This is a genomic window from Bradyrhizobium sp. 138 (assembly GCF_023074075.1).
Lineage (GTDB): Bacteria > Pseudomonadota > Alphaproteobacteria > Rhizobiales > Xanthobacteraceae > Bradyrhizobium.
The window spans coordinates 304,364-326,211 of the sequence record NZ_JADPKT010000007.1; the positions used below are offsets into that span (position 1 = coordinate 304,364).

Consider the following 21,848-nt stretch of genomic DNA (forward strand, 5'->3'; position numbering starts at 1 on the left):
GATCGAGCTTAAGGCCCGCCGGCGACTGATCCCGCAATCACCATCGCCAGCGCGCCCAGGTCGATCCTGCCATTGACGACCAGCTCCTCCGAGCCCTTCGCATCGTCCGCGCCTTGAACCTTCAGCGCTTGCGGCCGGTTGGCGGCTTGCCGCTGCAACTCGCCGATGATGGCCTCCTTGAGTTTCTCTTCCAGCATGGGCTTCGTCCTTCAGGCTGCCATCGCGCGGCAGGATTGTGCGCAGGAGCGGCACATGGCGACGCATTCGTCCATGCCGCCGACCCGTGCGCAATCTTCGGCGCATTCGGTGCAGATCTCGGCGCATTCGCCGCAGGTATGCCGGTGATGCGGCGTGTTGATCAGCATGAAATGCGCCGCCGTCCGGCACATCTCGGCGCAGGCCATCATCAGGCGGAAGTGTTTTGGCTCGACGTGCTTGCCGCCGGTCTCGAGGCAGTGATTCATCGCGGTGCCGAGGCAGATCTGGTAGCAGCTCATGCAGAGCGCGATGCAGCGGGTCATGTCTTCTGATTGAGCCATGTCTATCTCCTGTGGCGCCCCACCTGCCCCGCTTAACCAAGGCGAGACAACGCCCTTCGTTCCCCGGTCTGGTCGATTGTGACATCCGGGGAACCCCGCGATGCCCCGCTAGCCGAAACGCCTGCCGCGCACCGCGCGGTAGCGGGCGTCGGTCTGCGGCTTGATGAACAGCGCCGCCACGCTCGGATGCCGCTTGCGGGTCTCGGTCTCGATCGCAATGACACATTGCTCGATATCGTCTGCGCGCATGTCATCCGCAAACTCGACGCTCAGGGCTGCCACGATTTCAGCCGGCGACAGTTGCACCGTAAGAAGGCCGTTGGCCCTTAGCACGCCGGGCGAGTGCCTTGCGATGTCGAGGACGGACCGCGCCAGCTCCGGATCGGCAGGCTCGCCGATCAGCAGGCTCTTGCTCTCGCGTGCAAGGCCGATGGAGGTGATCGCCAGCAATATGCCGATCAGGATCGAGCCGATCCCGTCCCAGACCGGCTCGGCCAGCCATACGGCGGCCGCAGTGGCCGCAGCGGCAATCGCGATGCCGACCAGCGCCGCGCTGTCTTCGAGCAGCACCATGAAGGCGGGAGGATCCTTGCTGCGAACGAAGGCCTGATAATATCCGAAGCGCCGGGCGTCGGAGCGGAAGTGCCGCAGGGCGACCAGCCAGGAGCCGCCTTCAAACAGGAATGACAAGGCGAGCACCACGAAGCTGACTATCGGATCTTCCATCGGCTCGGGGGCAGCGACGTGCAGAATGCCCTGATACAGCGAGATACCAGCACCCAGCGCGAAGATGAGCAGTGCAACGATGAAGCTCCAGAAATACAGCTCGCGGCCATAGCCGAGCGGATGGGATTCGTCGGGCGGACGGCTTGCGCGCCGATAACCGTAGAGCAGCAGGATCTCGTTGGTGGTGTCCACGAGCGAATGCACGGCTTCGCTCGTCATCGCCGAGCTTCCCGTCCACGCGGCGGCGCCGATCTTGGTGACGGCGACGAGGACATTGCCGAGCAGCGCCGCATAGACCGAAGTCTTCGTGGATGATCCTGCGGCCATGTTTGCATTGTCCGATATCCCGCTGCTCACGCGAAACGCCGCGGCAGGCTGTGGTGGATTGCGCACGCGGCAACCGCGGCGTGGCCGAACGCGACCGAGATCTGGTGCAGGTCAGTGACGACGTCGCCGATCCCGTAGAGTCCGCTGACCGAGGTGCGCTGGTGGTCGTCGACTTTCAGATAGCCTTCCCCGACATGCTCGGCCCCCAGCGCCATCGCGAGCTGCGAACGCACCTCCGCGCCCATCGCCGGATAGATCGTGTCGAATTGCAGCGTCCGCCCGTCGGCGAAGACGGCCTCGACGCCCCCGCCCCTCCGCCGCAGACGCGGGTCGGGCGCGAACACGACCTCGACGCCGGCCCCGGTCAGTTCCGATGTCGCGCCCGGTTCGTCATCCTCACCGATGGCGAGCAGCGTCACGTCGCGCGAGTAACCGCGCAGGAACAGCGCCTTGCCGGCGGCCCGGCGAAGCGGGCCGATGATTCCGATACGCTGGCCGGACGCCTCGAAGGCGTCGCAGACGGGACAGTAGCGCAACAGTCCATCGGCGACGGCCGCGCGCCATTCCCGGAACGGCGGATGGGTGTCGACGATGCCGCTGGCGAGAATGACGGTGACGGCCGCATGCGCATCGCCGTTCGAACTCGCCTCAAAGCCATGATCATGCCGCCGCAACGCGGTGACCTCGGCCTCGACGCGCGCGACGGCGAGCTCGTCCAGCTGCGCCGACATGCGGGCAATCAGATCCGCCCCCGACAGCCCGTGGACGAAGCCGGGAACGTTGTGGCTGCGTGGGATCAGCGCGGCCCGGCTCGCGCCCTTGTCCACGACACAGACGTTGCGGCGGAAACGCGCCAGATAGATCGCGGCCATCAGTCCGGCGGGGCCGCCGCCGACGATCAGGCAATCAAACCGCGCGGTCATTTGGGGTTCGGATCTCGAAGACCGGCCCCGGGCTCCTCAAGGCGGCCGCTCCGCGCCAGCCGGACGGCATTGCCGAGCGCGCGCGCTGCGTTCTGCACCTCCTGCTGGAATTCGGCGTCCTCGTCGAGATCGCGATGCGAGGTGGCATAGGGCGTCATGTAACCGACATAACCGTCGAGCTCGGCGTAGCGGCCCGCCGAGATCAGCTGCATGTCGGTCAGCCAGTCCGACAAGGCGCGACGTACGCCCTCGGCACCGACGGCATCGCCGTGAACGACGACGCCGAAATGGCGGCCGGCGAGATGGCGCGGATAGGGCCAGCCTTTCAGCTCCATCGCCTTGGCTTCATCAGCCTTCTTGCCATGCGTCGAGGTCGGATCGGGATTGCCGCCGTCGGCGCAGACCATGCGGTCCATCATCGCCTTGAGGCCTGAAGGCACGTGATACCAGTTCACCGGTGTCACGATCAGGATGCCGTGAGCGGCGACCCACAGCGGATAGATCTCGTTCATCCAGTCGTGGGTCTGCCCCAGCGAATGGTTCGGATAGCAGCTGCATGGCCAGTGGCAGAGCGGCATCGCGGTTGCGACACAGGACTTGCAGGGATGAATGGTCTTGCCGAATTCGGAGGCGAGGCGCGACAGATCGAGGATGTCGACGGCAAACCCCATCTCCGTGAAGACAGGCTCGGCCAGCTTGACCAGGCGCCAGGTCTTGGACATCTCGCCGGGACAGGTGTGCTCGCTGCGGGCCGAGCCGTTGATGACGAGGATGCGCGGCGTCTCCTCCGCATCGTCGTGCCGCCGCTGCGCTTCCAGGATTTTTGCGCGCGCATCCAGCCAGTCGATGGCGATGTCGTAGTCGGGATCGGAGAAGCCCGCCCCCGCCTTGCGCGTCAACGGCGCCTTGCGCGAATGGCTGTAGGCATCCCAGGCCGCAGAGGTGATGGCATCGAGCTCGCGTTGCAGCGGCGCAAAGGCGTGATCGACGAACTGGCTCTTGTAACGCCGCTCGAACTCTTCGCGCGCCAGCTTGACGGGCGGCATCCCCTTGCGAATTTCGGCGTCCGTCATGCTGGCTCCGGGCGAATTCGGTATCCGACCAACCCGGGGCGCTGCACGCGGTTCCTCACCCCTGTGACTGCGGCGGAACCGAAATGCTGATTCGTATGTTCTTGAAGGACTTGAAGGAGAACCAGCATGGCAAAAGCAGCATGGAAGCGCACGGGCTCACCGATCGGCCGCAAGGGACCGCGCAAGGCCAATCCCGCATACAAGCGCCGCACGCGGCAACCGTGGACGCCCGCAGACGTGAGCAAGCTGAAGCAGCTTGCGAAGGGCAACACGCCGACCGGCGTCATGAGCGTCAAGCTGCAGCGTCCGGTCGCGGCCATTCGCAGCAAAGCGCAACGCGAGGGGATTTCGCTGCGGCCCGTCAACCGCTCGCCGTACAACCGGCGCCGCAAAACGGCGAAGCGGCGCTAGCACCGCCGCGTTCAGCTCACGCTAATCCGGTGGCTGCAGGCCCGGTGACCGCAGCCACTCGCTCATCTGAGCGCCGGTTTCCGCCTGACGCGCCTTGCGCAACATCTCGTCGCGCGTTGCGCCGGGCGGAATCAACTCGGCTTCTTCGCGCAGCCGCTCCGCCTCCGCGGCGAGCCGCGCTTCCAGTGGATCTCTTTGCTTGAACCGATGTCGCATCGTCATCAGGCATTCTCCGATGCATGAGGTCACGCGCGCCGTTGCGTTCCGACGTTGTGGGTGCCTGGCCGCACATATGGCAGACATCAACGTTCCGAAGGTTGAACGGTTGCTTTGCGTCCGTGAAAAGACCGGATCTACGGTTCCTTGTTGTCCCGGCGCGCCTTGATCTCCGAACGAAGCATGGCGCTGTCCATGATGGCCAATCGCAAATCGTTCACGGTTTCGCCGTAGCGGCCCACATCTTCTCTGTGCTGTTCCCGGAGGGAGCGGCTCTCGTCGATAGCGCGTGTGGCGCGGGCAAACAGGGCGTCAGGCATCCGCCATCATGCAACAAAGCTCACGAGCGCGCGCTTGCATAAGTTACTTCCGTCGAGCAAATCGCCAAAAAGCTTCGCCGACTGACCCTGATCAAGAATTCACAGCCCTTTCGAGCCGTTCTTGGAACGGGAATTGACCGGCAGATCCCCCCGATTTGCTTAGCCGAAATGCCGCAATGGGTGTATAGTCACTCATCACCGGCTGAGGCTCCGCCCGTAGGCGCTGGTGGCTGAGAGACCGATGGCGCTCCCGCCTGCATGTTCCGGGAGCCGCTCGATGGCGAAGCGAACTCACTACCCATTGCAGTCGGACGAGAAGCACGTGGAGCAGGTTCGCAAGACCATCCGCGACTCCTTGGATTTATTGAGGCTTCCACAGCCGGATACGTTCCTCGGCCGACAGACTCACGAGCCTTTTCCAAGCGAACAAGGTGATGATGCACAAGCAGAGCCGCGTCACAAACCGCGATGATCACGAGAGGCAGCTCCTGCCCGACCGCGTGTCACCGACGAAGCGCTCCGCGCGAAGCAAGGCTTCATGGCGTCGCTTCAGCCTCGATAGATCTGCAGATAGCTCGGCGAGTACAAGGCCGCGTTCTTGAGCGCATCGAGATCTGGGATGGTCAGCATCCGCTCGCGCAGAGTGATCAAGCCCGACGCGCGTAGCTCCTGAAGAGTCCGATTGAGGTGAACGACGGAAAGTCCCGTGGCGTCCGCCAGATCCATCTGCGTCACCGGCATCATGCACGAATTCCCCTCGACCATGCCGACGGGACGAAGCCGCTCGAAGATCTCGCAGAATAGGTGCGCCACGCGCTCCACCGCGACACGCCGGCCGAGATTGATGGCCCATTCGCGCTGGATCGCGCTGCTGACCAGCGTCTCGCACCAGAACGCTTCGGCGAGCGAGCGGTCGCCGGCCAGCAGGCTCTCGAAACGCGCGCGCTTGATCTCGGCGTAGACCACCGGCGTCAGCGTCGCGATGGAATGGTCCATCACCGAGAGCAGGAACGCGTGCGCATCGCAGCTCTCGCCCGGAAACAGAAAATTGACGATCTGGCGACGGCCGTCCTCGAGGGTCTTGTAGCGGCAGAGCCAGCCCGACAGCACGAGGCGGACGCTGTCGACCGGATCGCCGTCCGCGACCAGGTCCTCGCCCGCTCCCGCGCGCTGGATCCCCTCGAGCATCGCGTATTCGAGCGACGTGCGGGCTTCGGCAGACAACGGCCTCAGCAGGTTCAGCCGGCGAATGACCGGCTCCACCAGGCTGCGATCTGGCTTCGACAACGGCATCAATCAGCCACCGCCGGTGTGTGAAACGCGCGCTTGGTCAGAGGAATGGTAATCGTGCATTGCAGCCCGAGAGGGTTGAATGCCATCGTGGTCTGCCCCTTGAACTCGAACGCCAGGGTACGCTCGAGAAGCTCGGTACCAAATCCTTTTCGCGGCCGCGGCGCCGCGGGCGGCCCGCCGCGCTCCTGCCACTCGAACACCAGCTCTGCCGGCTCCGTGCGCTCATCGATGCGCCAGGTGACTTCGATGCGCCCGCTCGGCTGGCTCAGGGCGCCGTATTTGAGCGCATTGGTCGCGAGCTCGTGGATGGCGAGCGCGAAGGTTTCCGCGGCCTTGGGCTGGAAGCGCACCATCGGCCCCGAGACCCGCATCTGCTCGCCTTCGCGGGCCTTATAGGAGAGCAATTCCTCGATCACGAGATATTCGAGGTCGACACCGCCTTCTGGATCCCGCGTCACCAGCGCCTGGGTGCGAGCGAAGGCACTCAGCCGGCCATCGAGATGGGAGGCGTATTCGTCCACCGTCGAGCTCGTTTCCGCCGAGCGGCGGGCGATCGAGCGTACCACGCCGAGCGTGTTGCGGACGCGGTGCTGGAGCTCGGCCAGCAGCAGGCGCTGGCGCTCCTCGGCACGGGCGATGGCGGTGACGTCGATGAAGGTGATGACGACGCCGGCGATGAAATTGTCGATGCTGCGATAGGGCAGGATGCGCACGATGTAACGCGTACCGCTGTCGGGCGATCTCAGCTCGCGCTCGGCGCTTGCAAGCGTCCGCAGCACGCGGCGAATGTCGTCGTAGAGCTCCTCGATCGGGATGCGCGCCTTGATGTGCGCGATCGGGCGACCCGCGTCGGTTTCCACCAGATGCAGGACCTGGGTGATCGCCGGCGTGAAGTTCATCACCCGCAGGTCGTTGTCGAGGAACACGGTCGCGATCTGCGTGCTCTCGAGGAAATTCTTGAGGTCGCTGGTGGCGCGGGTCAATTCCTGGACGCGGTGCGCCAGCTCGCCGTTGACGGTGGTCAATTCCTCGTTGACCGACTGCAATTCCTCACGCGAGGTTTCGAGCTCCTCGTTTGCGGACTGCAGCTCTTCATTGAGCGACTGGTATTCCTCGTTCGAGGACTTGAGCTCCTCATTGGTGCTCTCCAGCTCCTCGATGGTGGCCTGGAGACGCTCCCGCGTCGCCCGCAGGTCGCTTTCGAGACGTTCGACATGCTCGGTGCGCACCAACCCATTCGGACCGCCTTGATCGGCATCGACGCCGCGGGCCGGGCCGTCTTTGAACAGGACAAGGAAATTGCGATTCCCGCCGGGCCCATCCTGGATCGGCTCCACGGTGACATCGACCAGCATGCCGTGACCGTTCACGCCGAGCTGCACCTGCTCGGCACGGGCGGGCTCGTTGGTTTCCGCCGCGCGGCTCAGCACGGTCCGCAGCTCCAGACGGAGATCGCGGTGCACGAGCTGAAGCAGGTCGAGGGTGGCTGCGCCCGCCGTCGGCTCGATGTAACGACCGGTGCGCCCGGAAAAGTGCAGGACCTGGAAGTTGCCGTCGGTAATGACATAGGCCGGGGCATAACGCTCCGCGATCCGCTGCGCACGACGCTCCAGCCCGACGTCCGGCCCGAACGAGCGGAGCGGCGGCGTTTCGACGGATGCCCTGCCCACAGCGGACGTGATCGGAAATTCCGGCGGCAGCCGCGTTCCGGTCTCGAGCTTCCTGAAGATGCGGGCACGGCGGTCGACCGGCACGAACAGCTTCGGATGCCGTGTCACATTCTCGGAATTACCGAGGAAGAGGAAGCGATCCGGCAACAGCGCGAAATGGAATAGCGGGATCACCCGGTTCTGCAATTCGGCGTTGAGATAGATCAGCAGGTTGCGGCAGGAGACGAGATCGAGCTTGGAGAACGGTGCGTCCTTGATCACGTTGTGCTGCGAGAAGATGCACATTTCGCGCAGCTCCTTGACCACGCAATAAGTGTCGCCCTCGCGCACGAACCAGCGTGAAAGGCGCTCGCTGGTCATGTCGGCCTCGATACTGGTGCGGTAGCGGCCGACACGCGCGGTCGCCAGCGCCCGTCCGTCGATGTCGGTCGCGAAGATCTGGACCTGCGGCGCCGAATCCATCCGCGCCATGTGCTCGCGCAGGAGGATGCCGATCGAATAGGCCTCCTCGCCGGTGGCACAGCCGAGCACCCAGACGCGCACCTGCTGGCCCGCGCCCTTGCCCTCGAAGATCTTTGGAATGATCTGCGTCTCCAGCACCTCGAATTCGCGCTTGTCGCGGAAGAACTCGGTGACGCCGATCAAGAGATCGTTGAAGAGGTGCTGCGCCTCCTCCTTGTCGTTCCGCAAGAAATCGACATAGGCCGAAATCTCGTCGATCTGGACCACCTGCATCCGGCGCTGCACGCGGCGGAGAAACGTGTTCTGCTTGTAGCCGTGGAAATCGTTGCCGGTCTTGCTGCGCAGGATGTCGGCAATGCGCGACAGCGAGGTCGCGGCCGCGGCCAGGATCTCGTCGAACCCCTGTTTCTCGTCCAACCGCCTGAGATGACGGGCATAGACCCGGATGTGCTCGGGAATGTCTTCGGGCGCCAGCACGTAATCGGCGATCGCCGCCGGCGTGTTGGCATCAGTCAGATGAGCCGTCTCCTCGCTCCCGACCCTTTCGGCGAGGGCGAGACCGCCATGTTCCTTGAGCGTCGCGCTGCCCAGCGTGCCGTCCCCGCCGGTACCCGACAGGATCACGCCAATCGATTGCTCGGCGCGTTCCTCCGCCAGCGACACCAGGAAGCTGTCGATCGTGGCCCGCTCGCCGGGCGCCTGCTCTGCCTGGCGGACCGCGAAATGGCCCCCCTGGATGGTCGTGATCATTGCCGCCGGGCACAAATAGATCGTGCCGCCCTCGATGGTCTGGCCGTCGCCGATCTCGCGGATCTTGCCGCCATTGGAGGTTTGCACGATCTGGCGCAGCCGCGGCTCGTCGAGTGCCTCGTGATGTTGAAGCGCCAGCACGATGGCCTGGTCAGTCCCAACCGTCAGCTTGGCAAAGAAGCGAGCGATGCTGTCCAGAGCAGCGGGCGAAGCCCCGACGCCGATGATCAGCGGGGACTTGATCTGGCGCTCTCTTTCGACGGGCTGGTCGTCGAATTCATGCATGGTCTCGGTAGCTCTCATTGGGTGGCGGTCACCGGCGATCGCCCGCTCACCGCAAATAGCAGAAATCGATGTTATCCCAACAGATGAAAGGCAGAAATGTCACTCTCCGTTCCATACGGCGGGCGGCGTTGCCAATTTCTCGATGGCATGGTCCATAGTGGCTTGCGGCAGGAGCCCGGGGATGCCGGCATCGGAAGGGTTCGCCGTGAGAGCGATCGTTTGCGCCGCAGCGTCGAGCGCCAGCTCGACTGTCTGTTCAAGCTCGGTGTAGAGTTCAGGCAGCCTGCCGAACCCTAGCGCCACTCCAGATCGACCTGCTGCTCAAGATAGGCAATGCGCTGCTCGATCAGGACGCGGTGGCGCTGCCATTCCGTCAGGGTTTGCCTCAGCACATCGACCAGCCGTTTCGCCTGGCGCGAATCGTGGCCGCCCGCGCTGAGTTCACGGATGCGATCCTCCTGGTCGCTGATGCGCTGCAGCCCCTGCTCGATATCCCGGTCAGCCTTGCTCAGCTGACGACGCTCGGAAGCGAGCTGCTCGGTCCATTCGGCGGGGGACATGGCCATGGCGAAGCCCTCAACCCTCCCGCTTGCGAGCCGGAGGATCAAGCGACTTTAGCACGACGCGCCGGATCATGTCGGCATATTCGCGATATTCGGCGGCCCGGCTCTCGTACATCTGGGCAACCGCGGGCCGGCCGCTGCGCCGGCCGTCGGTGGCCATGCGGTGCACCAGCTCGGCTCGCTCCTCGATGATGCGCAGTGCCACCCGCAAGGCTTCATCCACCCGCCCCTCCTGCTCCTTGGCGAGGATGTCGGCGGTGAAGGCATGACCGACCTGGCAACGAAAACGCATCGGGCGCGCGTCCTTCATCTCGGACAGCACGCCGCCACAGGCCGGGCAGGTCAGCGCAACTGGATCAGCCACCTCAGCGAGATTGTCACTGCCGATCCGATCGCCGGCCGCGATCTCGACCTCGAGCCGGATCTCCGGCGGGATCGGCGGCGTGGCGCCGGCAGCCTCCCTGGCCAGATCGGACAGAACGTCGCCCATTCCGGCGCCGGCGACGCAAAGGTCGATCGTGGTCGCCTCCAGGGCACTCCTTGGCATTTCATCGGCGATGGCGTCCGTGGGGTCCTGAACCACTGTCATCCCGCCGCAGCGCTTGATGGCGTTGAGACCGGCGGCACCGTCGGACAACAGGCCGCTGAGCAGCACGCCGATCACGCGAGGGCCGTGGTTGATGGCGGCCGAGCGAAACAGGGCATCGATGGCCGGCCGCACCATGTTCTCGCGCGGACCGCGCCCGAGGACCAGGTGATCCTCGGAGAGCAACAGGTGATGGTCCGGTGCGGCCAGGTAGATTTGGCCGGGCTCGATCTTCATGCCGTCTTCGGCCTGTCGGACCGGAAGCGGGCCGGCACTGCTGGCGACCGTCGAGAGGATGCCGATGCCCTGCGCCGGAATGTGCAGCACGATGAACACGGCAGCCGGCAGGTCCGCCGGTAGACGGCCCAGGATCTGCTTCAAGGGCTGGGTGGCTCCGGCAGAGCCGCCGATCACGATGATGTCGCGGTTGCCCATGGAACCCGCCTTCGGTTGCTTCGTTGCACCAAGGCGTCCTCCAGCCTTATGTTCCTCATGGTGAGGAGGGAACGCTGGAGGGGATCATGTCAGTATCGCCCACGTCGTCTCGTCAACGCGCGCCGCTGACCGGGCGCCGTATCCTTGTGGTCGAGGACGAATATTTTCTCGCCGATGACATCGGCAACGCGCTGCGCACGCTCGGCGCGGAGATCGCCGGTCCCGTCGGCCACATCGAGGATGCGGCCGAGATGCTACGCAATGGCGGCGCGCTCGATGCCGCGGTCCTCGACGTGAACATCCGCGCCGCGCCGATCTTTCCGATCGCCCGCGAGCTCAGGGCACGTCAGGTGCCGTTCGTGTTCACCACCGGCTACGACAGGATCAGCATCGAGACGGAATTCCGGGACGTGCCGCTCTGGGAGAAGCCGTTCAACGTCGTGGCCATGGCGCAGAATCTTGCGAGCCTCGTCGGCGGTCAACCGGCGTGACGGGCGGCGCAGCGGTGCCGCGACCGCGGCTTGCAAGCGAGCGTTCGCCGCAAGCATCTCTTGCAACAACTCTTGCAAACAAAAGTGACGTTCGATGATCCACGCCAATCAAAGCAGATGCGCGAAGGCGAGCCAGGCGGTCACGGCCAGGCAGAGCAGAACCGCGGCGTAAGGTAACGCAACGCGCAAGATAGCAAGTCTCCCCCGTCAGCTCATATCCAAACGATGGCCAGCATCATCACGAGGAAACCCGTGATTGCCGTCGCGACAAAGGCCTGTTCGATGCGATCCATCGCCATCGCAGCCCCCTTTCCAGCCCGTACAATTTGACGGTTTCGGGGCGGCTGCGCATTAGGCTATGTGAATCGGCCGCGACGCATTTTTCGCCTTGGGCGATGCTCCACCCTACTCGCGCCAGTACTCCGACATTTCCTCCGCGGTCATCAGGTCGACCTGGCCATGAAAGCGGGTGCGGTACATCGTCATGAGCGCGTCATGCCCGACGTCGGACGAGCTGCACAGTGCATCCTCGACGATGACGACCCTGAAGCCGAGATCGACGGCGCTCAGGACCGTCGACAGCACGCAGACGTCCGTCTCCGCGCCCGATATCACGACCGTGCCGACATTCTTGTCGATCAGCAAGCTCGCAAGGGCGGGATTGCTGAACGCGGAATAGGCCGGCTTGTCGATGATTGCGGCCGGCGGAACGAACTTGTTCAGGGCAGGCACGAGTTCGAGCGCGGATGGCGGAAGATGCCTGCGCGTCGCCTGATGCCAGCGACGAAAATAGCTCTGCCACTGGCCGGGCCGATCTTCCGGATCCTGCGGCGTGATGAAACGCGTGAAGATGGTTCTGGCCTGGTGGCGCGAAACGATCGAGGCGATCGTCGGCAGGACCCGCTCCATCCATGGTGTCGCCCACAGGCCATTGGGGGCGAAAATGTTCTGCATGTCGATGCAGAGGTGAACGGCCTGCGTGATGTCGGCGACTTCCGAAGCGCTGTCCCTCATCGTTCTCCACCATGAAGCGTATCTCCGCGGACATCAATCGACATCGCCGCGGCGACTTCAGCGACTGAATGCCAATGGAAGGGCTTTGGTTCCGCGAGCACGACGGCCAGCCCGGTCGCGGCGGCATTCCCTAGACACGCTCGCCCCGGGCAGCGTCCATCGGCATCGGGCCATCACGCGGTTGCCGCCGATGAAGTGCTCGCTTCGCTGCGCGCCGCGCATTGCGTAGTGGACGGCGAAGCGCTCGCATTCCGCGTCTTGAAGGCTGGGCGCCGAAACGCTATGTTAGACAAAATTCAATTTTGTCTAACATAGGCAGTGTGATGGCAAAGGCATCAGCGGGCAAGTCCCGAGCACGCCGGGACAAGCAGGCGGCAGGCACGACGAAAGGTGGCTTGAGAAAGATAAAGTCCGCTCATCAGGAGCCGACGACCGGCCGATTTGTCGTGAGCAAGGCACGTTTCGAAGCGGTGATGCGTGCAGCGGAACAGTCCGGTCTCCTGAACGAAAAAGGTGGCCGTATCGGCGGCAGGGTGAGCTCGGCTCTGGTCAGGCAGGCCAAACGGCAGACGGGCATCGAGACAGATACGGACTTGATCGAGTTTGCCCTGGCGACGGTCGCGCTCGAGGATAACTTCGCAGACGCGTTCAAGGAGTCTCGCGGCAAAGTCGACCCAAAGCTGAAGCTCGGTTTTTGAGGTGGCGGAGTTTGATTTCGACGCTGCGCGGCGGTGGGCACGCTTCGATCCGCAGAGAACGCTGACACGGCGAAGCGACAATGAGTTGCCGTTCGTCAATCCGGGCGTGATCGTCGGACAAGGACTTCTGCTCGATACCTCTGTTTACATCGATCAGATGCAAGATCGTTCGCCTCGGATCCTGGACGATCTGATCGCGCAGCGACAGGTCAATCATTCGACCGTCGCGATCCAGGAGTTGATGCACACGGTCGGAGTATTGAATCCATCCGACGCGCGAACCACTGCCGTCATCGACGTGATCGGCACGCAGATCCGAGCAATGCCACCACATCGAATCTTCGCGCCGGATACCGACGTTCTCGGACGAGCTGCACTGCTGTCGGGGATACTCTGCCGTCTCCAAGGCTACGAGAAGGATGGCAAGCTGCGCGCGTTGCAGGACTGCGTGCTGTTTCTTCAAGCGCAAAGGCTCGGCCTGGTGGTCCTGACCGCAAATGTCGGCGATTACGATATTCTGCTCCAACTCATTCCGACCGGACGCGCGCTGCTCTATCGTTCGAAATGACATGGCCACCGGCCTTGTGTGTGTGTGGCCGCGGGCGCCTGGCTGCTGGTGTCCTTGCCGCAGTGATGAGCAACCTGCTTGTTCAGTTCATTGCCACCGGCAACACCGCAGGTGTCCTTCGCGCGCAGCTGTCCGGCATCCGCCTGCCCTGACCGCTCCGTGCAGGTCAAAGATCAATCACTTGAATGTTCGTATGAATTTCAGCTGGGCCGCAAAACGGCTTGACGAAGGCTCGCGTACGTAATGTAATGTTATAACATTACATCACTGGTTCAAATGCCCGATCCCACCCGCCGTCGTCGTATCCCCTTGAAAAGGCTCTTCGATCTCCATGCAGAAACTCCCCGTCACCGTCTTGTCCGGCTTCCTCGGGGCTGGAAAGACCACTTTGCTGAACCACGTCCTGAACAACCGGCACGGCCTCAAGGTGGCGGTGATCGTCAACGACATGAGCGAGGTGAACATCGATGCGGATTTGGTCCGCGATGGCGGTGCGAATCTATCCCGGACCGATGAGAAGCTCGTCGAGATGACGAACGGCTGCATCTGCTGCACGCTGCGCGACGATCTCTTGAGGGAGGTCCGCGCACTCGCCGAAAGTGGTCGCTTCGACTATCTGCTGATCGAGTCGACCGGCATTTCCGAACCGCTCCCGGTCGCGGCGACCTTCGATTTCCGTACCGAGGGCGGCGAAAGCCTCTCCGACGTCGCGCGCCTCGACACCATGGTCACGGTGGTCGATGCCGTGAACCTGCTCAAGGACTATTCGTCGACCGACTTTCTGGAGCAACGCGGCGAAGCACTGGACAACGATCAACGCACGCTGGTCGATCTGCTGGTTGAGCAGATCGAGTTCGCCGACGTGATCGTTCTCAACAAGGTCGACGACGCCTCGCCCGCGCAGCGCGAAGCGGCCCGACAAATCATCCGCGCACTCAATCCGGAAGCGGATCTCGTCGAAGCCAATCACAGCCGGGTGGCTTTCGATCGCATTCTCGACACCGGCCGGTTCGACTTCGAAAGGGCACAGCAACATCCGCTCTGGTACAAGGAGCTTTACGGCTTTGCGGATCATGTGCCGGAAACCGAAGAATACGGCGTGAAGAACTTCGTCTATCGCGCGCGCCGGCCGTTCGATCCAGCCAAGTTCGACAAGTTCATCAAGGAGCCCTGGCCGGGCGTCATTCGCGCCAAGGGGCATTTCTGGCTGGCGACACGCCCGCATTGGCTTGGTGAAATCAGTCAGGCCGGTTCGATCACGCGCACTCAGGCTCTTGGTGCGTGGTGGGCGAGCGTGCCGGCGGAGCGATGGCCGGATGATCCGTTCTGGCGAAAGCGGCTGCGCGAGAACTGGAACGACATCTATGGCGATCGCCGCCAGGAAATCGTGTTCATCGGCACCGGCATGGACGAGCCTTCGCTTCGCGCCCGGCTGGACGCATGCCTCGTACCGGGCAAACCCGCCATGAACGTCGCGGAATGGGCGAAGCTCGCCGACCCGTTTCCGGTCTGGCGGCGCGCGGATGAAGCCGCCTAGGCGGGAGCGCGCATGGACAACGTCGTTCGATTCGTTTCGAAATCCGAGCGCGAGCGGGAGCGCCTGATCCGCGAGGCGCGCGCGATCTACGACAGCATATTCCCACCGACCACTGCGGCCGGGCTGGCGGATGATGGTCTCGCGGGAGAGACCCAAGCGCCCCCCTCGGGCCACACTCCCTCGCGAAAATCCGCGGTCGACAAGGACTGACGAAATCCTGGCTGCAGACGGGTTGCGGTGATGGATGTGCGCGAAAAAACATCCGTCACCGCGCGGGGCGGCTGCAAAACCCCAATCAAAACCAACGGCAAGGTGATGGTGGTGCGCTCGGAGGGCGGTCGCATTTCTTGCGATTTCAATGATTTGCCAAGATGAGCAAAGAAATTAGGTGCATTCCTGCCTAAGAGTGCCTTTCAAGTCGGGCGCCCAAGCCGGCACCAAAGTCGGGCGTCGCCGTCCCCAGCGCCACGTGCCGCCACCACCGGCCCTTTGATCGGAGCCGTCATTTGAGGCGACATCGGGCACCAGGTTGCGTCAACCTGAAGCCTATCCCAATGGAACAAGAGGCCTGGCGGCCTTCCAAAGCTGGCGATTGATGAAGTCAGGCGCAACTCGTCGAAGGAGTGCGAGCTGCGCCGATTGACCAGGCCGGACTTCGATGGCGCCGCGCTTGAGCGACGCGATGGAGAGCGCAACGAGCTTGTCCGTCGTGATTAGGGTTAGACCCTCGTCGGGCAGATCTGCCGTCATTTCCGTTCTCACCGCCGGCGGCATAAGCTCGATGACCTCCACGCCGGTGTCTTCCAGTTGGAAGCGAAGCGATTGGGTGTAGGAGTGGATCGCCGCCTTCGTAGCGCAGTAGATGGGAAGGCACGGAAGTGGCACGTACGCCAGCGCAGACGAGACGTTGATCAGAGTACCTTTGTTGACCTTTAAGAGGTCGATGAAGGCCGACGTCATGCGTATTACACCGCCTACGTTGACGTTCACCTCCGTCATCAAATCGGCGAGATCGAACGCAGGCACGGTAAGGTTCTTGTAGCGGCTGATGCCAGCGTTATTCACTAAGACGTCCAGCTCGGGGAAATCTCGCTTGATGGTCTGCGCGAGGGTCGAGATTTGGGCGGGATCGGCAACATCACTTTGAACCGTGTGAAGCGCAGGATGCTTCGCCTTAACGTCATCAAGCACGGCCTGACGTCGTCCCGTGACGATGACGCGGTTGCCGAGTTCCAGGAATTTGAGGGCAAAGGCGAGCCCGATGCCAGCGGACCCACCTGTGATCAGGATGGTACGATTTGTAAGTTTCATGAAGGACCCTTGCTTTAGCTGCAGCCGCAGTGGCGGGCGCCGATCGACAAACATATCGACCGGGCGTTTTTCCTGGATCGGATGCGGTGAGGAGAGGAGGAGAACTTGGAGCGCTAGTCGTCCAAATTCCCGAGGCTCAAATTGACGATCGTCCCAGTCATTGCGCTCGCATTATCGGAGGCCGCGAAGGCCGCCACGTTTGCCATTTCGAGAAGTGACGGCAGGCGCTTGGCATGAGTTCTGCCGGTGATGATACCGGCGAACTGCTCGCGGGTAATTCCCCATGCGTTGGCGTGAAGCCCATAGACCTCTTCGATCGTGCCCGAGTCTGGCATGCCCAGGGGCCGCAGACCAACGACACGAATTCCGTGCGGAGCGAGTTCCGCCGATAGTCCGCGCGTGAGGCCCTCGATGGCGCTCATGGCTGGACCAACGCCGCCCATCATCGGAATCCCCGCTCGCGACGGGCTAGATGTGACCGTCATGATCACGCCGGACTTTTGTTTGATCATATGCCGGGCAGCTATCCGGGACGTCAAAAAATACGACCTGGTGTAGGTGGCAATGGGGGAAGAGAACTGTTCGACGTCGAGGTCGGTCAGCGCGGTGCCTTGGAGCTTCGTGTTGCGGATACCGACAGCGTTGAACGAGATGTCGAGCCTACCCACCATCTCGACAGTCGATGCAAAGTGCCTTTCGATTGCGGCTTCATCGAGCGCATCGACCTCCGCAGCCTGCGCAGAGCCGCCGATCTCGTCTGCAACGGCTTGTACTCGGGCGAGAGTGCGGCCCGCCAAAAAGACCTTTGCGCCCTCGCGGGCAAAAGCTTTCGCGACCGCGCCGCCAACGGCACCACCGCCGCCATAAATAATCGCGTTCTTGTCCTTTAGCTGCACGGCGAACATCCTTTGCTTGTATAGCCGAGCGTCAGGAGGCTCCGACGCCGGTATGTTACCGCAGCTATGACGTTCGAGCCGGCCTCGAAGAGTCAGGACAACGCGTCGGGTCAGCCCGATTGATCCCGGAAATAAGCAGCCGTGATGCACCTATCTCACTGATTCAGAAAAATAATTTCGATCCCTCCGTATCTTTGAAACGAGACGACGCGGGGCGGCCTGAAGGAGGCTCTGACGTGGATCGGGGGATGACTCTTTTTCGGGCTGTCAATCGTCTTAGCTTCACATAGACGTTGGAGCAGTGCAGATGAGCCTCAAAGATAAATGCGCGGTTGTTACAGGTGGAAGCCGCGGCCTTGGACTGGGTTTGGTCGAAGCGCTTGTTGCTGAAGGCGCGAAAGTCACCGTGGTCGCGCGCAGCGCTGACGCGCTTGATGCCGTCAAGGCTCGACTTGGCGTGGATACCATCTCGGCAGATGTAACCGACCGCGCTGCTGCTAATCGCATCCTTGCCGATATCAAGCCCGATATCCTAGCGCTCAACGCAGGTGTGACGCCGAGGATGGGTCGATTGGATCAACTGAGCTGGGAGGACTTCTCTGTGGCTTGGGAAACGGATGTCAAAGCCGGCCTGTTTTGGCTTCAGGCGGCTCTGAACCTTCCCCTGAGGCCCGGAAGCAGGGTCTTGGTCGCGTCGAGCGGAGCCGCCGTCACCGGCTCGCAAATGTCAGGCGGCTATGGCGGATCCAAACGAATGCTGTGGTTCATGGCGAAGTATGCGACCGGGGTTTCTCAGGAACTGAACTTGGGCATTCGCTTCCAAGCTATCGTCCCGAGACAGATGATCTTGGGAACCGGAACCGGAGATGCGGCCGCTGGCGCCTATGCGGGCTCGATGGGCATCACGCCCGAGCAATTCGTGGCTCGATTCGGCGCACCGATGCCCCCACGAGCATTCGGCGATCGTGTGGTTTCCGTGCTGGAGGACCCGCAATACGCCGATGGCATCGTGTTCGGCCTCAATGGTGCTGCCGGTGTGACAATCATGGAGGGAGCGGCGGCTTGATCAAGGGCGAGCATTCTCCGAATGCCGATCGGCGGGCTGAACTTCTCGCCCTGGCCGGGGAGTTGCGGCCTGAGCTCCACCGCTATTGCTCACGTCTTATGGGGTCGGTGATCGAGGGCGAAGACGTTGTGCAGGACGCACTTGCCAAGGCCTTCATTGCCCTCGACGGCCTGTCCGAAACTCCTCCACTCCGTGCCTGGCTCTTCCGAGTTGCCCACAACCGAGCATTGGATTTGTTGCGCAGCAAAGCCGTCCGAGCATCTAAGCCGATAGAGGCCGCACAAAATGTCATCGACGAAGCAAATCCTGATCCGTTGGAGGGGTTGATGCGTCAGGAAGCGGTGAGAACAGCGGTGTCACGCTTTGCGGAGCTTCCGATTCTCCAGCGCAGCGTGCTCATCCTGAAGGATATTCTCGACGAGCCGCTGGCCGACATCGCTCTACTCCTCGATCTTACGGTGGACTCGGTGAAAGCCCATCTGGCGCGGGGACGCGCTCGGCTTCGCGAAATCAACGGGAAGGCGTCGCAGTTTCCCGAGATCAAACCGCCGTCCGCTGCGGTGGCACGCTATGTCGCCTTGTTCAACCAGAGAGACTGGGACGGCCTGCGCGCGCTACTTGCGCATGACGTGAAACTGAATCAATCAACCCATCCCGTCCGTGTCGGCTCCGCTGACGTTGGAATGTTCTTCAGCATCTACGCAAAGATCGACGGGGTGTGGCTTGCACCTGCCTGGCTGGAGGGTCGAGAGGTTATCGCGGTCTTTGAAAATCGCTTGGATGCGAAGCCGAGCTACTTCATGTGGCTGGAGTGGCGCGGTGATGAGATCACGTTCATCCGTGACCACAAGTATGTGCGCTACGTTATGGCGGACGCTGAGCTGACGTTTGCGCCTGATGCATTGGATATCGGTGGGAGCGCGTTCTGAACGAAGGTCGTCCGCCCGGGCCGTCATCGTTCCCTAAAGTGCTGCTTGACCAGAACACGCGCCGAAAGAACGCCTCTGACGAAGGTGAATTCAAACCGTGAGATTAAAGCTTCGCGATGGGCGATTGCTGCGTCTCAGCATTGAAGCCTCCGCCAATTGCGGTGATTCCCCTTCCTGATCGGACTTCTCATCGTCCCGGTCGGGCTCTACATCCGGCAGGATCGCTGAAACTCCAGAGTTCTCGATCGCGTGGCGCCCACTGACGAGAGTGCGGGCCCGCCGATTTCTACGCTGGGCTACGCCACTGCCCTCTCGTGGGCAAACAGCGATTTTCCTTCGCGGGGTTCAAAGAATGCTGCGACGACCACAAGAGCAAACCCTCGACCACGAGATCAAACATGGAGGATTAGCTGAAGAGCATTCTAGCATTCGCTGCGGGTAACAACGTGGGCGTAGCGGGATCGCGAAAACATTTTTTGTATCAATGACTTACGCCATTGGTGCGCTCGGAGGGACTCGAACCCCCACGATTTTACTCACTGCCACCTCAAGGCAGCGCGTCTACCAGTTCCGCCACGAGCGCTTTGGGGATGCCGGCTTGAGGCTTGAGGGCCGGCCGGATCAACGGCGCCGATCTAACAAATCCATCAGGGGGGTACAAGCCTGCAAAGGTCCTGAATTCCACAAGCTTTGTAGGAAAGTTCGGGCCCCTCACCCGAATCGGCCTCGGCCCAGTGCCCGGGCCGCTACCGCGTGCCCGGGTCGCTACCGCGTGCCCGGTGAGCGCGGCAGCATCTGCTTGACCTCGACCGCGATGCGGTTGCGGTCGACCAGGACGACGCCGGAGGCGACCGGCAGATTATTGGCCAGAACCTTGACCTCGTCGGCCTCGGTTGCGTCCAGCTCGATGATGGCGCCGCGGGAAAGACGTAATACTTGATGGATCGGCATGGTGGTCGTTCCGAGGACGACCATGAGATCCACGGTGACTTTATCGAGGGTGGGCACTGTCAGGACCGCCGCAACTTGAGACTGGCATTTGCTCCCGAGATGATCACCACGTTATGGTTAGCCAATGGTTAATTCGCCTCAAGACCCCCGCCAAAACCCGCGTCAAGAGCTCGATTTGACGTCGTTTTCCACGTCCAATGGCCAACCGGTCGAGTGGCGGATCTCGGACGCGCCGGTGCCCTATCCCGAGGCGGTCGCCGCCATGGAGGCGCGGGTCGCCGCCATCGCGGCGGGCGAAGCCGCGGAGCTGGTCTGGCTGCTCGAACACCCCCCGCTCTACACCTCCGGCACCTCGGGCAAGGAAACCGATCTGCTCGATGCACGATTCCCGATCTTCGCCACCGGACGGGGCGGCCAGCTCACCTATCACGGGCCCGGCCAGCGGGTGGCCTATGTCATGCTCGACCTCAAGCGCCGGCGGCCGGACGTCCGGGCCTATGTCGCGAGCCTGGAGGAGCTGATCCTGCGCACGCTCGCCGCCTTCAACGTCCGCGGCGAGCGGCGTGAGGACCGGGTCGGCGTCTGGGTCAAGCGGCCCGACAAGGGCGAAGGTTACGAGGACAAGATCGCCGCGATCGGCGTGCGGCTGAAGCGCTGGGTCTCGTTCCACGGCATCGCGATCAATGTCGAGCCAGAGCTGTCGCATTTCGCCGGCATCGTGCCGTGCGGCGTCGTCGACCCCCGCTACGGCGTCACCTCGCTGGTCGATCTCGGCCAGCTCGTGACCATGGCCGATGTCGACGTCGCGCTCCGGCAGGCATTCGAGGAGTTGTTCGGGCCGACCCGCGCGCGGACGCCGGAAGCCGCCGCCTGACGTATTCCTGTTGGAGACGCGCGACTCCGCGTTCTCCGCCGATGCGGAATCGGCTATGTTCGATTCTGGCGTCGCCCACGCCTCCCCCCTCCGCCGGGAAAGCAGACCTCATGCCGGGCAACAAGATCACCGGCCGACTGTTCGAGCGCCAGGCATAAGGAGGGATTGCGCTTCTGCTCGCAATGGGAGGTTTTGACGATGAGACTCTCTGCGCCGATCTATCATCTGAAGCGACGTGCGAAGCGCCTGTCCCGCGAGGCGCGCATTCCGCTGCACGATGCGCTTGACCGCATCGCCACGACGGAAGGGTTTTCCGCCTGGAGCATGCTCGCAGCGAAAGCCGCCGCGCTGACGCCCGCGAGCAGACTGTTCCTGCAATTCCGGCCCGGCGACCTGGTGCTGGTCGGCGCCCGGCCCGGTCAGGGCAAGACGCTGATGAGCCTCGAGCTTGCGCTGGAAGCCATGAGGGCGGGCCGCCGCGCCGCATTCTTCTCGCTCGAATATACCGAGACGGACGTTCTGCGCCGTCTACGCGTAATCGACGCGGATCCGGCGCTATACGATGAGCTATTCGAGGTCGATTGCTCCGACGCCATCAGCGCCGACTATGTCGTCAAGCAGATGGCGACAGCGCCCCGTGGCACGCTCGTGGTGATCGACTATCTGCAGCTGCTCGACCAGCGCCGGGAAAATCCCGACCTCTCTGTTCAGGTACGTGCGCTGAGATCGTTCGCGCGCGACAACGGCCTGATCGTCGTCTTCATCTCGCAGATCGATCGATCCTACGATGCTTCGGTGAAGCCCTGCCCCGACCTCAGCGATGTCCGCTTGCCGAACCCGCTCGACCTGAAGCTGTTCGACAAGGCCTGCTTCCTGAACAAGACCGAGGTTCAGTTCAGCGCGGCGAGCTGACGATAAGGCCGCGGGTGAGATG

At 62.8% G+C, this 21,848-nt stretch carries 27 protein-coding genes and 1 tRNA gene; 11 read left to right on the forward strand and 17 right to left on the reverse strand.

Going from position 1 to position 21,848, the window contains the following annotated elements; genetic code table 11:
• Positions 1-8: 8 nt before the first annotated feature.
• From IVA79_RS05870 to IVA79_RS05890, 5 genes are all read right to left on the reverse strand, one after another.
• Complete coding sequence (locus tag IVA79_RS05870) at positions 9-197, reverse strand: hypothetical protein (protein ID WP_247550894.1); 189 nt, start codon at positions 195-197, stop codon at positions 9-11.
• 12 nt (positions 198-209) lie between these two features.
• A complete protein-coding gene (locus IVA79_RS05875; RefSeq protein ID WP_247550895.1) occupies positions 210-539 on the reverse strand; it encodes a four-helix bundle copper-binding protein in 330 nt (109 codons plus the stop codon).
• A gap of 108 nt (positions 540-647) precedes the next feature.
• Entirely contained in the window at positions 648-1,592 is a 945-nt protein-coding gene (locus IVA79_RS05880) for a cation diffusion facilitator family transporter (protein WP_247550896.1), read from the reverse strand.
• Between the two features lie 26 nt (positions 1,593-1,618).
• A complete protein-coding gene (locus tag IVA79_RS05885; protein ID WP_247550897.1) occupies positions 1,619-2,515 on the reverse strand; it encodes an NAD(P)/FAD-dependent oxidoreductase in 897 nt (298 codons plus the stop codon).
• Positions 2,512-3,588 (reverse strand): flavodoxin family protein, encoded by a 1,077-nt coding sequence (locus IVA79_RS05890; protein WP_247550898.1) that lies wholly within the window; start codon positions 3,586-3,588, stop codon positions 2,512-2,514. Before IVA79_RS05890 ends, IVA79_RS05885 begins: the two co-directional genes overlap by 4 nt.
• 126 nt (positions 3,589-3,714) lie before the next feature.
• Here IVA79_RS05890 and IVA79_RS05895 point away from each other — a divergent pair, with 126 nt between their 5' ends.
• Positions 3,715-3,999: a hypothetical protein gene (locus tag IVA79_RS05895; protein ID WP_247550899.1), complete on the forward strand. Its 285-nt coding sequence runs from the start codon at positions 3,715-3,717 to the stop codon at positions 3,997-3,999.
• Between the two features lie 21 nt (positions 4,000-4,020).
• Here IVA79_RS05895 and IVA79_RS05900 read toward each other — a convergent pair whose 3' ends face one another.
• The 7 genes from IVA79_RS05900 to IVA79_RS05930 form a co-directional block, all read right to left on the reverse strand.
• Positions 4,021-4,221: a hypothetical protein gene (locus IVA79_RS05900; protein WP_247550900.1), complete on the reverse strand. Its 201-nt coding sequence runs from the start codon at positions 4,219-4,221 to the stop codon at positions 4,021-4,023.
• A gap of 131 nt (positions 4,222-4,352) precedes the next feature.
• Entirely contained in the window at positions 4,353-4,535 is a 183-nt protein-coding gene (locus IVA79_RS05905; RefSeq protein WP_247550901.1) for a hypothetical protein, read from the reverse strand.
• Between the two features lie 549 nt (positions 4,536-5,084).
• Positions 5,085-5,828, reverse strand: a complete 744-nt coding sequence (locus IVA79_RS05910) for a Crp/Fnr family transcriptional regulator (protein ID WP_247550902.1) — start codon at positions 5,826-5,828, stop codon at positions 5,085-5,087.
• Positions 5,828-8,995 (reverse strand): CheR family methyltransferase, encoded by a 3,168-nt coding sequence (locus IVA79_RS05915; protein ID WP_247550903.1) that lies wholly within the window; start codon positions 8,993-8,995, stop codon positions 5,828-5,830. Before IVA79_RS05915 ends, IVA79_RS05910 begins: the two co-directional genes overlap by 1 nt.
• Positions 8,996-9,094: 99 nt before the next feature.
• Entirely contained in the window at positions 9,095-9,298 is a 204-nt protein-coding gene (locus tag IVA79_RS05920; protein WP_247550905.1) for a hypothetical protein, read from the reverse strand.
• A complete protein-coding gene (locus IVA79_RS05925; RefSeq protein ID WP_247550907.1) occupies positions 9,289-9,561 on the reverse strand; it encodes a hypothetical protein in 273 nt (90 codons plus the stop codon). Before IVA79_RS05925 ends, IVA79_RS05920 begins: the two co-directional genes overlap by 10 nt.
• 10 nt (positions 9,562-9,571) lie before the next feature.
• The gene (locus tag IVA79_RS05930; protein ID WP_247550909.1) at positions 9,572-10,579 is read right to left on the reverse strand and encodes a chemotaxis protein CheB; all 1,008 of its coding nucleotides are present in this window, start codon (positions 10,577-10,579) and stop codon (positions 9,572-9,574) included.
• A gap of 86 nt (positions 10,580-10,665) precedes the next feature.
• Between IVA79_RS05930 and IVA79_RS05935 the strand changes: the two genes are divergently transcribed.
• A complete protein-coding gene (locus tag IVA79_RS05935; RefSeq protein ID WP_247550911.1) occupies positions 10,666-11,070 on the forward strand; it encodes a response regulator in 405 nt (134 codons plus the stop codon).
• A gap of 405 nt (positions 11,071-11,475) precedes the next feature.
• Here the strand turns inward: IVA79_RS05935 and IVA79_RS05940 are convergent, their stop codons facing one another.
• The gene (locus IVA79_RS05940; protein ID WP_247550913.1) at positions 11,476-12,084 is read right to left on the reverse strand and encodes an isochorismatase family cysteine hydrolase; all 609 of its coding nucleotides are present in this window, start codon (positions 12,082-12,084) and stop codon (positions 11,476-11,478) included.
• 323 nt (positions 12,085-12,407) lie between these two features.
• Between IVA79_RS05940 and IVA79_RS05945 the strand changes: the two genes are divergently transcribed.
• The 5 genes from IVA79_RS05945 (at position 12,408) to IVA79_RS36760 (ending at position 15,262) form a co-directional block, all read left to right on the forward strand.
• Positions 12,408-12,782, forward strand: coding sequence for a hypothetical protein (locus IVA79_RS05945; RefSeq protein WP_247550915.1), 375 nt, complete (start codon positions 12,408-12,410; stop codon positions 12,780-12,782).
• A gap of 1 nt (position 12,783) precedes the next feature.
• Positions 12,784-13,350: a DNA-binding protein gene (locus IVA79_RS05950; protein WP_247550917.1), complete on the forward strand. Its 567-nt coding sequence runs from the start codon at positions 12,784-12,786 to the stop codon at positions 13,348-13,350.
• Between the two features lie 331 nt (positions 13,351-13,681).
• A complete protein-coding gene (gene zigA / locus IVA79_RS05955) occupies positions 13,682-14,887 on the forward strand; it encodes a zinc metallochaperone GTPase ZigA (RefSeq protein ID WP_247550919.1) in 1,206 nt (401 codons plus the stop codon).
• 12 nt (positions 14,888-14,899) lie between these two features.
• The gene (locus tag IVA79_RS05960) at positions 14,900-15,097 is read left to right on the forward strand and encodes a hypothetical protein (protein ID WP_247550921.1); all 198 of its coding nucleotides are present in this window, start codon (positions 14,900-14,902) and stop codon (positions 15,095-15,097) included.
• A gap of 30 nt (positions 15,098-15,127) precedes the next feature.
• Positions 15,128-15,262 (forward strand): hypothetical protein, encoded by a 135-nt coding sequence (locus tag IVA79_RS36760; RefSeq protein WP_256465549.1) that lies wholly within the window; start codon positions 15,128-15,130, stop codon positions 15,260-15,262.
• 171 nt (positions 15,263-15,433) lie between these two features.
• On the opposite strand, the gene IVA79_RS05965 is transcribed toward IVA79_RS36760, so the two are convergent.
• Complete coding sequence (locus IVA79_RS05965) at positions 15,434-16,198, reverse strand: SDR family NAD(P)-dependent oxidoreductase (protein ID WP_247550923.1); 765 nt, start codon at positions 16,196-16,198, stop codon at positions 15,434-15,436.
• 113 nt (positions 16,199-16,311) lie between these two features.
• Positions 16,312-17,103: an SDR family oxidoreductase gene (locus IVA79_RS05970; protein ID WP_247550925.1), complete on the reverse strand. Its 792-nt coding sequence runs from the start codon at positions 17,101-17,103 to the stop codon at positions 16,312-16,314.
• Positions 17,104-17,401: 298 nt separating this feature from the next.
• On the opposite strand from IVA79_RS05970, the gene IVA79_RS05975 reads away from it, so the two are divergent.
• Both IVA79_RS05975 and IVA79_RS05980 read left to right on the forward strand, forming a co-directional pair.
• A complete protein-coding gene (locus IVA79_RS05975) occupies positions 17,402-18,160 on the forward strand; it encodes an SDR family NAD(P)-dependent oxidoreductase (RefSeq protein ID WP_247550927.1) in 759 nt (252 codons plus the stop codon).
• Positions 18,157-19,089, forward strand: coding sequence for a sigma-70 family RNA polymerase sigma factor (locus IVA79_RS05980; RefSeq protein ID WP_247550929.1), 933 nt, complete (start codon positions 18,157-18,159; stop codon positions 19,087-19,089). The genes IVA79_RS05975 and IVA79_RS05980 overlap by 4 nt, the downstream gene beginning before the upstream one ends.
• Positions 19,090-19,587: 498 nt before the next feature.
• Here the strand turns inward: IVA79_RS05980 and IVA79_RS05985 are convergent.
• Together IVA79_RS05985 and IVA79_RS05990 are read right to left on the reverse strand one after the other, a co-directional pair.
• Positions 19,588-19,672, reverse strand: a tRNA-Leu gene (locus tag IVA79_RS05985).
• Between the two features lie 182 nt (positions 19,673-19,854).
• Positions 19,855-20,097: a FliM/FliN family flagellar motor switch protein gene (locus IVA79_RS05990; RefSeq protein WP_018647371.1), complete on the reverse strand. Its 243-nt coding sequence runs from the start codon at positions 20,095-20,097 to the stop codon at positions 19,855-19,857.
• A gap of 67 nt (positions 20,098-20,164) precedes the next feature.
• Here IVA79_RS05990 and lipB point away from each other — a divergent pair, with 67 nt between their 5' ends.
• Both lipB and IVA79_RS06000 read left to right on the forward strand, forming a co-directional pair.
• Positions 20,165-20,914 carry a lipoyl(octanoyl) transferase LipB gene (gene lipB / locus IVA79_RS05995; protein WP_247550931.1) on the forward strand — a complete coding sequence of 250 codons (750 nt, stop codon included), beginning with the start codon at positions 20,165-20,167 and terminating at the stop codon, positions 20,912-20,914.
• 198 nt (positions 20,915-21,112) lie between these two features.
• Complete coding sequence (locus IVA79_RS06000; RefSeq protein ID WP_247550933.1) at positions 21,113-21,826, forward strand: DNA helicase; 714 nt, start codon at positions 21,113-21,115, stop codon at positions 21,824-21,826.
• Positions 21,827-21,848: the final 22 nt, after the last annotated feature.

Coding starts and splice junctions, on each gene's coding strand:
- IVA79_RS05870 (WP_247550894.1), bottom strand. CDS start 197: ATGCTGGAAGAGAAACTCAAGGAGGCCATCATCGGCGAGTTGCAGCGG.
- IVA79_RS05875 (WP_247550895.1), bottom strand. CDS start 539: ATGGCTCAATCAGAAGACATGACCCGCTGCATCGCGCTCTGCATGAGC.
- IVA79_RS05880 (WP_247550896.1), bottom strand. CDS start 1,592: ATGGCCGCAGGATCATCCACGAAGACTTCGGTCTATGCGGCGCTGCTC.
- IVA79_RS05885 (WP_247550897.1), bottom strand. CDS start 2,515: ATGACCGCGCGGTTTGATTGCCTGATCGTCGGCGGCGGCCCCGCCGGA.
- IVA79_RS05890 (WP_247550898.1), bottom strand. CDS start 3,588: ATGACGGACGCCGAAATTCGCAAGGGGATGCCGCCCGTCAAGCTGGCG.
- IVA79_RS05895 (WP_247550899.1), top strand. CDS start 3,715: ATGGCAAAAGCAGCATGGAAGCGCACGGGCTCACCGATCGGCCGCAAG.
- IVA79_RS05900 (WP_247550900.1), bottom strand. CDS start 4,221: ATGACGATGCGACATCGGTTCAAGCAAAGAGATCCACTGGAAGCGCGG.
- IVA79_RS05905 (WP_247550901.1), bottom strand. CDS start 4,535: ATGCCTGACGCCCTGTTTGCCCGCGCCACACGCGCTATCGACGAGAGC.
- IVA79_RS05910 (WP_247550902.1), bottom strand. CDS start 5,828: ATGCCGTTGTCGAAGCCAGATCGCAGCCTGGTGGAGCCGGTCATTCGC.
- IVA79_RS05915 (WP_247550903.1), bottom strand. CDS start 8,995: ATGCATGAATTCGACGACCAGCCCGTCGAAAGAGAGCGCCAGATCAAG.
- IVA79_RS05925 (WP_247550907.1), bottom strand. CDS start 9,561: ATGGCCATGTCCCCCGCCGAATGGACCGAGCAGCTCGCTTCCGAGCGT.
- IVA79_RS05930 (WP_247550909.1), bottom strand. CDS start 10,579: ATGGGCAACCGCGACATCATCGTGATCGGCGGCTCTGCCGGAGCCACC.
- IVA79_RS05935 (WP_247550911.1), top strand. CDS start 10,666: ATGTCAGTATCGCCCACGTCGTCTCGTCAACGCGCGCCGCTGACCGGG.
- IVA79_RS05940 (WP_247550913.1), bottom strand. CDS start 12,084: ATGAGGGACAGCGCTTCGGAAGTCGCCGACATCACGCAGGCCGTTCAC.
- IVA79_RS05945 (WP_247550915.1), top strand. CDS start 12,408: ATGGCAAAGGCATCAGCGGGCAAGTCCCGAGCACGCCGGGACAAGCAG.
- zigA (WP_247550919.1), top strand. CDS start 13,682: ATGCAGAAACTCCCCGTCACCGTCTTGTCCGGCTTCCTCGGGGCTGGA.
- IVA79_RS05960 (WP_247550921.1), top strand. CDS start 14,900: ATGGACAACGTCGTTCGATTCGTTTCGAAATCCGAGCGCGAGCGGGAG.
- IVA79_RS36760 (WP_256465549.1), top strand. CDS start 15,128: ATGGATGTGCGCGAAAAAACATCCGTCACCGCGCGGGGCGGCTGCAAA.
- IVA79_RS05965 (WP_247550923.1), bottom strand. CDS start 16,198: ATGAAACTTACAAATCGTACCATCCTGATCACAGGTGGGTCCGCTGGC.
- IVA79_RS05970 (WP_247550925.1), bottom strand. CDS start 17,103: ATGTTCGCCGTGCAGCTAAAGGACAAGAACGCGATTATTTATGGCGGC.
- IVA79_RS05975 (WP_247550927.1), top strand. CDS start 17,402: ATGAGCCTCAAAGATAAATGCGCGGTTGTTACAGGTGGAAGCCGCGGC.
- lipB (WP_247550931.1), top strand. CDS start 20,165: ATGGTTAATTCGCCTCAAGACCCCCGCCAAAACCCGCGTCAAGAGCTC.
- IVA79_RS06000 (WP_247550933.1), top strand. CDS start 21,113: ATGAGACTCTCTGCGCCGATCTATCATCTGAAGCGACGTGCGAAGCGC.